This is a genomic window from Bacillus sp. RE35 (assembly GCF_052146655.1).
Taxonomy (GTDB): Bacteria; Bacillota; Bacilli; order Bacillales; family Bacillaceae_G; genus Bacillus_A; species Bacillus_A cereus.
This window is the reverse complement of the sequence record NZ_CP197377.1, coordinates 5,152,942-5,165,490: the sequence shown is the minus strand read 5'-3', so window position 1 is coordinate 5,165,490 and position 12,549 is coordinate 5,152,942. Positions and strand designations below refer to the sequence as shown.

Below are 12,549 nucleotides of genomic sequence, written 5' to 3'. Positions count from 1 at the left end.
ATTTAAATCCATGAGGTTACTACATATGAAATTAATATTTATTTTAAGTCTATTTTTATTTCTTTATTTTTCTTCTTTATGTTTAATTCTTATGAGGAAGAATAAAAAAAATACCATTATTATTTTTATGTCTATAATTCTAGTGGTCATAACTTTAAATATTTCACCGACTATGTTTGTTGTTGAATTTCAAGATATTCGAGTACAGTTATTACTATTTGTTTTAGTTATTTTGAATTGTACATTAGCAATATATAAGTTAATTCAAAAACAAACATTTTCTAGTTTTGATAGGAAAACATACAGTATTACAACGTATGCTTTATGTTTGTTGGTAATTATTTCCTGCTTTCCTTTGCAGTTTTTAACATTACAAATATTTGATATTAACTTATTTGTATTCCATCTGACTGTGTACTGTAACATTTTGTTAATGGGATTCTTCTTTAATCAAGTTAGAGGTTTTAGCTTACAATCAATGCAATTTTTTCAGGTAGTAGGCTTTTTCTCTCTATTTAATTCTATTTTATCAGTAATTCAATACATATTTAATCGGTCTTTTTTGTTATTTTCAAATGGGGCTAGTATTAATTACACAGAAGGATTAGAAGTTGTTAAAAGAGTTGTTGGAGTAATAGGGGCTAGTAATGGTGCTGGGAATTTAGGGGTTATCTTATTTCCTATTCTAGTATTCAATTTTTTAAAAAGGAAAAACTCTTTAAATCTGTTAGTTTTATTATTAAATATTGTATTTGTTATATTAACTTTAACGCGCATATCATATGTGGCTATTTTGTGCCAAGTACTAATTATTTTCTTAATTAAGAAATCTAAGAATAAGAAGGAATTTGGTTATAAAGTTTTATTTGCTAGTATGGTTCTCATAGGATGTACACTCATTATATCCTTATTTTATAGTGAAATATTCGATTTGTTATTTGTAAGTCGTGGTGGCACACAGGAACACAGGTTTATACAATTTATAAATGTTTTTCAAGTAATCAAAGAAAATCTTGCAATGGGAATAGGGGCTGGACAATATACGTATTATGCATCTTATTATCTTTTTGCAACAGATTTAGTTGTGCACTCACAAGTTTTAAATATTCTTTTAGAACAAGGAATAGTTTCATTTATGAGTTTTGTAATCTTAAATATAAGCTTACTATTATTTACACTGAGAAATATTGATGACGGTTATAAATGGCTGCCGATTTCTCTATTTATAGGGAATTTAATTACCACAAATTTCAATCCGAATCAATACTATTCTATAAATATATATATATACTTTTTTATTATGCTATCACTTACATGTTCTACAGATTTATTGTCAAAGAAAAAGTGAAGATTTAAATAGTTGCTGAGATAGTTGAATGTTCAGCTAATGGAGAAGAGGAAATAAAATGAATATACTGATGTGTGAATATCTTCAATATGATACCGTATTTCAAGTGGGAAGCCATTACTACGCTAAAGAATTTCTTAAAGAAAATAATAATGTGGTTTGGGCTAATCAACCTAAACCCTTTTTTTTCGGTAAAGAAAAAAATAATAAGGTGCCCACTACAAACTTAGAAATTTACAATCCTAATGTCTTACTACCTTTTTGTAAATATCCTGGGCTTAATACAAAATTTTGGGCAGAATATCATATAAAATATCCTTTTTCAAAAGTTAGTAGTGATTTAAAGAAAAAAGAAATAGATGTGATGTGGCTGACAAATGTAAAAATGTACGAGTTAGCAAATCAATTGAATTATAAATTTATGATTCATAGAATGGCTGATGACTTTTCTGGTTTTAAAGGAGCGTATAAGAACCTTATATATTTACAAAATCAAGTTGTACAAAAATCAAACCTAGTGGTTGTTACCGCCAAAAATTTAGTTGATGTTGCTTATAAACATAATAAAAATGTTTTATATCTTCCAAATGGTGTTAATACAAATAGGTTTAAAGGAAATGTTGGTGATATGCCCCTAGAGTATCAAAATTTAAATCGTCCTGTTGTTGTATATGTAGGGGCAGTAGAAGAATGGTTTGATTATGAATTAGTTATTAAAGCAGCTGAAAAATTAAAAGAATATGCTTTTGTTATTATAGGAAATGTAAATGATAAGATAAGAGAAACCTTTGCTTCAAATAAAAACATTCATTTGTTAGGAAAAAAATCGCATGATGAGATACCTAAGTATTTAAAGCATGCTAACGTGGGTATTATGCCGTTTGTTGATAATAAATTAACAAATAGTATTCATCCATTAAAATTATATGAATATTTTGCAGCCGGATTACCTGTTGTGTCAAGAAAGCTTCAAGAAGTAGTTGAAATGGATTCACCGGCTAAATTATATAAGACAAATGAAGAATTTATAACTTTAATAGATGAAGCAATTAAAGAGACATTAAATAAAGAAATGTTTATAGAATATGCCGAGCATAATACATGGGAAAAGAGATATGAACATTTAAAGCAGTATATAAATTATTAGGGTGAGTATATGAAAATACTATTAATTAATAAATATTACTATGTAAAGGGTGGTAGTGAGACGTATTTTTTTGGTTTAAAAAAAATGCTAGAAGATAATGGACATGAAGTTATTGTTTTTAGTATGCAAGATGAAAAAAATCAACAAAGTGAGTTTGAAGATCACTTTGTAAAAAATGTTAATTATCAAGAGGATAGTGGCATTTTAGCGAAAATGCAGGGAGCTTTGAAATTAATACATTCTAATGAAGCGTATAAGAAGTTATGCAAGTTAATTGCTTGTACTAAACCAGATATTGCCCATGTTAACTTAATATATCATCAACTGACACCTTCTATTTTTCAAGCATTAAAAAAATATAACATACCAACAGTTTTTACTTCACATGATTATAAATTAGTTTGTCCAAATTATAAGCTTTTTAATAATGATGAAGTATGTACGAAATGTATACAAGGTAATTTTGTGAATTGTTTTAAAAATCGTTGTCATAAAGATTCAACAATATATAGTCTTTTATTAACTATGGAAGCATATTGGCATAAATGGTTAAAATCATATGATGTAGCTGATTTTGTAATATGTCCAAGTAAATTTATGTATAATCAATTAGCTGAAAATAGGATACCGGATACAAAGCTAGTGCACCTTCCAAATTTTTTAACAAATAATTTTCTTGAAATTGAAATGAATGAGAAAAAAGAAAAATTTATACTCTATTATGGTAGACTTTCTAAAGAAAAAGGCATAGATACTTTGCTAGATGCTCAAAGATTATTAGGTGAAAGAGTAACTTTGAAGTTAATAGGAACGGGCCCAGAGGAAGAGAGATTAAAAGCTAGAGTTGAACAAGAGAATATTCGAAACGTTGAATTTTTAGGATTTAAATCTGGAAATGATTTAGTAGCAGAAATTAAGAAGGCGAAAGCTACCATAATTCCTTCGATATGGCATGAAGTTTTTGGTTTAACGATTATTGAATCTTTAAGTGTGGGAACCCCTGTAATCGGATCTAAAGTGGGGGGGATAACAGAATTGATAAAAGAAGGAGAGAATGGATTTCTATTTGAAAGAGCGGATGAAAAAGAGCTTGCAAATAAAATAGATAGATTAATCAATTTAACAGAAGATGAGTATGCTCAAATGGAACGAAATAGCTATCAGGCTAAAAATGACTTTAAACCTGAATGGTATTATGGAGAATTGATTAGCATATATGAACAAGCTATTAATAATAAGAAGATAAGGAAGTAATTTGATAATGAAACATGTATTTATAATCGGATCTAAAGGAATTCCCGCAAAATATGGTGGATTCGAAACATTTGTAGAATACTTAACAGCTCGAAAACAAAGTGAAGATATTCAATATCACGTATCTTGTCTAGCTCATGATAATGATGAGTTTAAGCATAATAATGCAAGATGTTTTAATGTCAAAACACCTGAAATTGGTAGTGCTAAAGCAGTAGCATACGATATTTTAAGTTTAAAAGAGTGTATCCGTTATATTAAAAGAAATAGCCTTACAAATTGCATTGTTTACGTGCTTGCTTGTCGTATTGGTCCATTCTTTTCCTTCTATAAAAATAAGCTAGAAAAAATGGGTGTAAAAGTATTTGTAAATCCAGATGGGCATGAGTGGAAAAGAAGTAAATGGAGCCCTGCTATCAGAACATATTGGAAAATATCTGAGAAGTTAATGGTTAAAAATGCAGATTTGTTAGTATGTGATTCTAAAGGAATTGAGTCATATATTAAAACAGATTATAAAAAGTATAACCCTAAGACGACATTTATTGCTTATGGCGCGGATGTTACATCGTCATCTCTAAAAGACGAGGATGTAAAACTAAATGAATGGTATAAGAAACATGATATAAGCGCCAATGAATATTACTTAGTAGTTGGTCGTTTCGTTCCAGAGAACAATTATGAGTTAATGGTCCGTGAATTCATGAAATCAGATTCTAAAAAAGACTTTGTTATTATCTCTAATGTTGAACAAAATCAATTTTATCAGGATTTATTAGCAACGACGAATTTTGATAAGGATCCTCGTGTTAAGTTTGTTGGAACTGTATATGATCAAGAACTATTAAAGAAAGTTCGTGAAAATGCGTTTGCATATTTCCATGGGCATGAAGTAGGTGGAACGAATCCATCATTATTGGAAGCATTGGCGTCTACAAAATTAAATATGCTTTTAGATGTGGTGTTTAATAAAGAGGTTGGGGAAGCAGGAGCTGTTTACTTCTCTAAAGAGGGTGGATCCTTGGCTAACTTAATTCATGACGTTGAGCGATATTCACAAGAGCAAATTAATGAATTAAGTAATAAGGCAAAAGATAGAATCATCCATGAATACTCATGGGAAAAAATTGTAACAGATTATGAATCTTTATTTTTAAAGTCATAAATTAGAAAGGGGATGAATCTGGGCAGATTTATTCCCTATTTCTATGATATAAAAAGGAGCGCGAGCAATTTATGAAAGGTATTATTCTAGCTGGAGGTAGTGGAACACGTTTATATCCACTAACACAAGCAGTATCAAAACAATTATTACCTGTATATGATAAGCCAATGATTTACTATCCATTATCAGTATTAATGCTTGCTGGTATTCAAGAAATTTTAATCATCTCTACACCACAGGATACACCTCGTTTTAAAGAGTTATTGGGAGATGGTTCGCAGTTTGGGATAAAGCTTGAATATGCTGTGCAACCTTCACCCGACGGTTTAGCTCAGGCATTTATTATCGGAGAAGAGTTTATTGGCGATGATTCTGTAGCCCTTGTTCTTGGTGATAATTTATTCTATGGACACGGTTTAACGAAACTATTACAAAACGCCGTAGAACGCCAAGAAGGGGCAACTGTCTTTGGATATTATGTAAATGATCCAGAACGTTTTGGAGTTGTAGAGTTTGATGAAGGTGGGAAGGCTATTTCTATTGAAGAGAAGCCTCAAGAGCCAAAGTCACATTATGCTGTAACAGGTTTATATTTCTATGATAATCGTGTTATAGAGATTGCGAAGAATATTAAACCATCACCTCGTGGAGAATTGGAAATTACTGATATAAATAAGGTTTATTTACAATTACAAGAGTTACACGTTGAAATTCTTGGCCGAGGCTTTTCTTGGTTAGACTCTGGCACGCACGAGTCATTATTAGAAGCATCTCAATTTATTGAAACAATTGAAAAACGTCAAAGTTTAAAGGTAGCTTGTTTAGAGGAAATAGCATTTAGAAAAGGATATATTACCCGTGAGCAACTATTTGAATTAGCAGAGCCTATGAAAAAAAATCAATACGGTCAATACTTGATTCGATTGGCAGAACAAAGTAAACAAAAACAACCAATTTATCAATAAAGGAGTACTTATAATGAAGATTGTTGAAACTAAAATTCCTGATGTAGTTATTTTAGAGCCTAGGGTATTTGGCGATCATCGCGGATATTTTATGGAAAGTTATAATAAAGAGGTTTTTGATAAGCTTGGTTTAGATTACGAATTTATTCAGGATAATCAATCTTTATCTGTACCAGCCGGAACATTACGTGGATTACATTTTCAGTTAAATCCTAAAGCACAGACAAAGATAGTACGCTGTATCACAGGTGCTATTTATGATGTAGCTGTTGATATTCGGAAAGGTTCACCTACATATGGCCAATGGGTTGGTGTTATTTTAAGTGAACATAATAAACGCCAATTAGTCGTGCCGAAAGGATTTGCACATGGATTTTGTACATTAGTGCCAAATTCGACAGTGGCTTACAAAGTAGATGAATACTATTCTCCTAATCATGATGCTGGTATTCTATGGAATGATCCAGCCTTAGGAATCGATTGGCCGGTGAGTGAACCAATCCTTTCGGAAAAGGATACTAAACATCCATTATTAGAAGAAGCAAATATTAATTTTGTGTACGAGAAATAAGGAGGAATAACATGAAAGTATTAGTAACAGGTGGCGCAGGGTTTATTGGAAGTAACTTTGTTCGATATATGGTGAAGAAGTACCCAGAATATAATATTGTAAATTTAGATTCGTTAACATATGCAGGTAATTTAGAAAATCTAAAGGATATTGAGAAATTATCTAATTATAAATTTGTCAAAGGTGATATAGCAGATCGTCAGTTTATTAACCAATTATTTAAAGAAGAAAAGTTTGATTATGTGTTAAATTTTGCAGCAGAGTCACATGTTGATAGAAGTATTACAAATCCTGATATCTTTATTCAAACGAATATTCAAGGTACACAAGTATTACTAGATGCTGCTAAAAATGCGGAAGTAAAAAAATACTTGCAAGTTTCAACAGATGAGGTATATGGAACTTTAGGCGAAACTGGTTACTTTACGGAAGAAACACCTTTGGCATCAAATAGCCCGTATAGTTCAAGTAAAGCTGGTGCAGATCTATTAGTTCGTGCTTATCATGAAACGTTTGGTTTACCAGTAAATATTACACGTTGTTCAAATAATTACGGACCATTCCATTTCCCAGAGAAGTTAATTCCTTTAATGATTATTAATGCACTAAATGATAAACAATTACCTGTATATGGTGATGGTTTAAATGTACGTGATTGGTTACATGTTGAGGATCATTGTCAGGCAATTGATTTAGTACTTCATAAAGGTAAAAATGGTGAAGTGTACAATGTTGGTGGAAATAACGAACGTACAAATATTGAAATCGTAAAAACAATCTTAAAAGCATTGGGTAAACCAGAGTCTCTAATTAAGTATGTTACAGATCGTCCAGGTCATGATCGTCGTTACGCAATTGATGCGACAAAACTCCGTGAAGAATTAGGTTGGTCACCAAAGTATAATTTTGACACAGGTATTGAGCAAACTATTAAATGGTATTTAGAAAATCAAGATTGGTGGAAAAATATTATTTCTGGAGAATACCAAGAATACTTCAAGAATCAATATGCTAATAGATTAGAGGTATAAAACATGAAGGTATTAGTAACAGGAGCTAAAGGTCAGTTAGGAAAAGATGTAGTAAGTTTATTAAAAGAACAAACATGGGAAGTCTTTGGATTCGGCAGAGAAGAGTTAAATATTACAGATGAAAAACAAGTAAGCGAGAAAGTATTATTAATTCAGCCCGATATTATTATTCATACGGCAGCATATACACAAGTAGATCAAGCGGAAAGCGATGAAGAAGCTGCTTTTAAAGTCAATGCTGAAGGAACAAAATACTTAGCTCAAGCTGCTGAAGCAGTAGGGGCAAAGTTTTGTTATGTAAGTACTGATTACGTTTTTGATGGAACAAAAGATACTCCATATAAAGTGGATGATCAAACGAATCCTCAGACTGTATATGGTAAATCAAAATTAGTTGGAGAACAGTATACACAAGAGTATTGTTCAAAAAGTTATATTGTTAGAACGTCTTGGGTATTTGGTTTATATGGTAATAATTTTGTGAAGACGATGCTACGTTTGGCAGAGGAGAATAAAGAATTAGGGATTGTTCATGATCAAGTGGGTTCACCAACTTATACCACTGATTTAGCAAGATTTATTATTAGTCTTGTACAAACTGATAAATATGGAGTATATCATGGTTCTAATTCAGGGGTGTGCTCTTGGTATGAGTTTGCAAAAGAGATATTCAAGCAATCTAATATTGAAATAGTGGTCAATCCACTAAAGACCGAAGACTTTCCAAGGCCTGCCGCACGCCCTAAATACTCAGTGCTGGATAAAGGGATGATTGAAGAAAATGGATTTGAATCGCTTCAAAATTGGAAGGAAGCTTTAAAAGATTTTCTCAAGAAGCTATAAGATAGTGGAAGAATCAGTAGTTTACAAATGATTTGTAAATCTGTATAGTTTTATGTGGAATAATAGTAAGAATAAGGTTGTTGAATTTGTTATTTGAAAGAAGGAAAAACGATGAAGAAAAAGATTCTATTTTGGATTCTAGGTATCATTGGTGTTCTTGTTATTGCTGGTGGTGTATATGCGTATACTGTTTACTCTAATGTATCTAATACGTTAAATACAGTGCATAAGCCTTTGGATCGTGATAAGTCTGATAAACGGGATAAGAAAGTAGAAATTGCGGATAATAAACCTATATCTATTTTATTGATGGGTGTAGATCAAGAAGGTAATGGAACAGGTAGATCCGATTCACTTATGCTATTTACCTTAAACCAAAAAACAAAATCTATGAAAATTACAAGTATCCCACGAGATTCTTATACGGAGATTGTAGGGAAAGGGAAAAAGGATAAAATCAACCATGCATATGCTTTTGGTGGTATTGATATGGCTGTAAAAACAGTAGAGAATTTTCTTAACGTACCAGTCGATCATTACATCGAGGTAAACATGGCTGGATTCAAAGATATTGTAGACGCTGTTGGTGGTGTTGATGTAAATAATGATTTGGAGTTTACATCAAGGGAGCAACATTTTGCTAAAGGTAACATCCATTTAAATGGTGAAACAGCATTAAAGTATACTCGTATGCGTTATGAAGATCCACGTGGTGACTTCGGTCGTCAAATGCGCCAACGTCAAGTTATTCAAGCTGTAATTAAGAAGGGTGCAAGTGTATCTTCTCTAGCAAGCTACGGTGATGTATTAAAAGCAATTGAGAAAAACGTAAAAACAAGTTTAACGCAAGATCAAATGTTTGATATTCAAAAGAATTATAAAGATTGTATGGAGAACAGTGAGGAAATTCAAATTCCAGGCGACGGCCACAAAGCCGCTGATGGTATTTGGTACTACTATGTTCCAGAGGCAGCAAAACAAGATATAACGAATAAGTTAAGAGCACATCTTGAATTAACTAAGTAATATGTAATAACCCAGCTCCTTTGGAAGGAGTTGGGTTTATTTTTGCATGAATTTATATTAGTATTATATATTGTGAGATTAATAGATGAGGTGAATCGATGAATAAGAAAGCAGTACTTGTTCTTGTTATTTTTGTATTGTTTGCTGCTTCGATTGTGAGCGGTAAATTGTACTGGAATAAGAAGATTGCGAATGCAACAGGACAAACGAGTGAAGTAACGAAAATAAAGGCTGAAGTGAAAGATAGCGGAGCAAAGAAAGAAGAGAAAAAAGAAGAGAAAAAGGAAGAGAAGAAACAAGATACGAAGTTATCTTTTAATGAAGCATATGCGAAGAATTTGCCAGATGCAGTGAAAGAGAAGTTGAAGAAAGCTGCTGAGGATAAAAAGGCAGTAAATCTTGTTATTGTTGGGGATGAAGGTTCTTCATCTGAAAAAGGTGCTTGGGCAGCTAAGTTAACGTCTAATTTAGAAACGGCTTACGGTAAAGGTTTATGGAATGTGACTGTAAAGGAATATAAGGGTGAAAGCACAGAAGAGTTAATTGCGAATAAGCGTGATAAAGAGATTGCGAAAGAGAATCCAGATGTAATTTTATTTGAGCCACCATTTATTACTGATAACGGTAAAACTGGTAATGGGAACTCTGTCGCAAATACACAGAAGTTCGTTCAAGCACTTTCTACTAGTGCGAAGGGTGCTACAATTATGATTCAACCATCAAATCCAGTGTATGGTGCTAAGAATTATCCGAAAGCAATTGAAGCATTAAAACAATTTGCAACTCAAAATAATTATACATATATTGATCATTGGGGAGCATGGCCGGATGCATCGACAAAGGCTATCCTACCATATTTAAAAGAAGAATTTGGTTTCCCAACTGCTAAAGGTCATGAAGTTTGGGCACAATATGTAACGGATTATTTTGTAGCTAAATAATAAAAGGGGAGAGGGTATCGTCGACAAAATATGTTCGACAATACCCTCTCTTTTTTTATAGGATTTTTGCTATACTAAACTGTACTATAATACGTGGTGGAAGGAGGAGAATGATGAAAATACTTGTGGTTGATGATGAATCGAGTATTCGTAATTTGATTCGGATGCAGTTGGAGATGGAAGGTTATGAAGTGTTGGCAGCGGCTGATGGGAGAGAAGCTTTAGAGAAATGGAATGAAGGGCCGGATGTATTGATTTTGGATGTTATGCTTCCGGATACGGATGGGTATGAGTTGCTTCGTTTGTTCCGTGAGAGGGATAGGGATATTCCGGTGCTTATGTTAACGGCAAAAAGTCAGATGAATGATAAGTTGCTTGGATTGCAGCTTGGTGCTGATGATTATGTGACGAAGCCATTTAATTATGCGGAGCTTATTCTTCGGGTTAAGAATATGGCGCGGCGTGTAAAGAAGACGGATGCGGCTGTAAGTCATGAAGTAATTGAGGCTGGAGAGATCGTGATTTGTCCTAAGGAAAGAAAGGTACATGTGAGTGGACAAGAGATTCAGTTAACGTACCGAGAGTTTAATTTATGTCAGTTATTTGTTTCAAATCCGCAGCGTGTGTTTATGAGGGATGAGTTGCTTGAGAAAGTATGGGGATTTGAGTATATCGGAAATACGAGAGCAGTTGATATTATGGTGCAGAGACTTCGCAAGAAGCTTGGGACGAGTGGAGAATATATTAAGACAATTTATGGCGTTGGCTATAAACTGGATTGTTAAGTGGTGATGGTATGTCTTTAAAGCGAAATATGGTGTTCGGAATAGTTGGGCTGTTAATTCCGATTTTTGTTCTTTTATATGCAGTTGTTTATATTACGTTAGAAAAGAATATGTATCATAACGCAGCAGATTCTTTAGAAAAGTTAAGTGTAGAAGCGCAAATTTATACGATGAATTATTTAGAGAAGGAAGCAGAAGTGGATACGCTTGGTCCGAATTCACTTTTAATTGCGTCGTATTTAGCGAAGCGTATGGATGTCCGTGTGCAGATGATCGGGAAGAATGGCGATGTTGTTGCAGATACACAAAAGGGAGCATTGCTTCACCGTAACATCGACATTGAGAGTTCCTTGAAGGGGAAGAAGTCTTATGTTTTTGAGGAGGCGGATCCCGCTCCCATTCTTTTGTTTTCAAGCCCGGTTTATTATGGAAACGATGTCATTGGAAGTATTCGTTTTATAAATGAGTTAACGGGTGAGAAGGAAGTTTTAACAAATGTGAGCTGGACTTTCTTAATGACGTCTCTTTGTTTAGTAGCTACCGGTATTTTCTTTGCGATTCGTTTGGCGAAGTCTCTTCATAAACCAATTGATCAGTTGAGACAAATGGCACAGAGGCTCGCGAATGGTGATTATAAGAGTAAGATTGAGTTAAATGAGTACGTGGAAATCGCTCAGCTTTCAGCATCTTTTAATGCGATGGCTGATGGAATTGAGCTGCATATTAAGCAATTGCAGGAGGAGAAAGAGAAGCAGAAAGATTTCCTAGACCGCATTACGCATGAGTTAAAAACACCGCTAACGGCAATTATCGGTTATGTTGATTTAATTCCGAAGTTACAATCGAAAGAAGATGTACAGGAAAGTCTCCGTTATGTGGCTGTGGAAAGTGAGCGTTTATTATCACTTGTAGAGGAGCTGCTTAAGTCCTCGAAATATGGAACGAGTACGTTTGAAGTGTCTCCTACAGTTGTGAACATAAAGGAATTGGCAGAGGAAGCAGTTTCAATTGTGAAGCCTCGTCTAAATCAGTTTGAAATTGAAGTGATAAATGAGTTAACAGATGTACATGTTGTTGCGGATTTTGATAAGACGAAGCAAATTTTCTTAAATGTGCTTGATAATGCAATTAAGTATAGTGATGCTTCGCATATTCGTATGAATGTAATTGTAAATGAGCATGAGGCGAAGGTTTTTGTTCATGATGATGGGATCGGTATAGACGAAGAGGTGCTTGCAGAGTGGAATGAGTCTCCGAAAGGAAAGGCACTTCCTTCTAGTTATGGGAATGGTTATGGTTTGTATATTTGTCAGGAGATTATGAATAAGCAGGGCGGAAGCATGCGGATTGAGAGTAGTGAAGAAATAGGTACTACAATATTCATTACATTTTTGCTTCCGAGAAGGATGGAAGACATAAAAAACTTGAAAGCGGTTAAATGATACATTTATGAAACAATTATGCGGTATTTTC

The 12,549-nt window shown here is 33.3% G+C and carries 12 protein-coding genes; all 12 read left to right on the top strand.

Annotated elements, in window-relative coordinates; translation table 11 throughout:
* Positions 1 to 25 precede the first annotated feature (25 nt).
* The 12 genes from ACTL4X_RS26470 (at position 26) to ACTL4X_RS26415 (ending at position 12,518) form a co-directional block, all read left to right on the top strand.
* On the top strand, positions 26 to 1,348 hold the full coding sequence (locus ACTL4X_RS26470; RefSeq protein ID WP_071740942.1) for an O-antigen ligase family protein: 1,323 nt from the start codon (positions 26 to 28) through the stop codon (positions 1,346 to 1,348).
* Between the two features lie 58 nt (positions 1,349 to 1,406).
* Positions 1,407 to 2,495: a glycosyltransferase gene (locus ACTL4X_RS26465; RefSeq protein ID WP_001023777.1), complete on the top strand. Its 1,089-nt coding sequence runs from the start codon at positions 1,407 to 1,409 to the stop codon at positions 2,493 to 2,495.
* Between the two features lie 9 nt (positions 2,496 to 2,504).
* Positions 2,505 to 3,749 carry a glycosyltransferase family 4 protein gene (locus tag ACTL4X_RS26460; protein ID WP_071740941.1) on the top strand — a complete coding sequence of 415 codons (1,245 nt, stop codon included), beginning with the start codon at positions 2,505 to 2,507 and terminating at the stop codon, positions 3,747 to 3,749.
* A gap of 7 nt (positions 3,750 to 3,756) precedes the next feature.
* Entirely contained in the window at positions 3,757 to 4,914 is a 1,158-nt protein-coding gene (gene cps2T, locus ACTL4X_RS26455; protein ID WP_044306719.1) for a beta 1-4 rhamnosyltransferase Cps2T, read from the top strand.
* A 71-nt stretch (positions 4,915 to 4,985) separates the two neighbouring features.
* Positions 4,986 to 5,879, top strand: a complete 894-nt coding sequence (gene rfbA, locus ACTL4X_RS26450; protein WP_044306718.1) for a glucose-1-phosphate thymidylyltransferase RfbA — start codon at positions 4,986 to 4,988, stop codon at positions 5,877 to 5,879.
* 13 nt (positions 5,880 to 5,892) lie between these two features.
* A complete protein-coding gene (rfbC, locus tag ACTL4X_RS26445) occupies positions 5,893 to 6,450 on the top strand; it encodes a dTDP-4-dehydrorhamnose 3,5-epimerase (protein ID WP_044306717.1) in 558 nt (185 codons plus the stop codon).
* Positions 6,451 to 6,461: 11 nt separating this feature from the next.
* Complete coding sequence (rfbB, locus tag ACTL4X_RS26440; protein ID WP_044306716.1) at positions 6,462 to 7,481, top strand: dTDP-glucose 4,6-dehydratase; 1,020 nt, start codon at positions 6,462 to 6,464, stop codon at positions 7,479 to 7,481.
* A gap of 3 nt (positions 7,482 to 7,484) precedes the next feature.
* Complete coding sequence (gene rfbD, locus ACTL4X_RS26435) at positions 7,485 to 8,324, top strand: dTDP-4-dehydrorhamnose reductase (RefSeq protein WP_318788155.1); 840 nt, start codon at positions 7,485 to 7,487, stop codon at positions 8,322 to 8,324.
* Positions 8,325 to 8,435: 111 nt separating this feature from the next.
* On the top strand, positions 8,436 to 9,350 hold the full coding sequence (tagU, locus tag ACTL4X_RS26430) for a polyisoprenyl-teichoic acid--peptidoglycan teichoic acid transferase TagU (RefSeq protein ID WP_000727065.1): 915 nt from the start codon (positions 8,436 to 8,438) through the stop codon (positions 9,348 to 9,350).
* A gap of 98 nt (positions 9,351 to 9,448) precedes the next feature.
* Positions 9,449 to 10,291, top strand: coding sequence for an SGNH/GDSL hydrolase family protein (locus ACTL4X_RS26425; RefSeq protein ID WP_071740939.1), 843 nt, complete (start codon positions 9,449 to 9,451; stop codon positions 10,289 to 10,291).
* A 113-nt stretch (positions 10,292 to 10,404) separates the two neighbouring features.
* Positions 10,405 to 11,076: a response regulator transcription factor gene (locus ACTL4X_RS26420; RefSeq protein WP_000699546.1), complete on the top strand. Its 672-nt coding sequence runs from the start codon at positions 10,405 to 10,407 to the stop codon at positions 11,074 to 11,076.
* 11 nt (positions 11,077 to 11,087) lie between these two features.
* Positions 11,088 to 12,518 carry a HAMP domain-containing sensor histidine kinase gene (locus ACTL4X_RS26415; protein ID WP_000054021.1) on the top strand — a complete coding sequence of 477 codons (1,431 nt, stop codon included), beginning with the start codon at positions 11,088 to 11,090 and terminating at the stop codon, positions 12,516 to 12,518.
* Positions 12,519 to 12,549 lie beyond the last annotated feature (31 nt).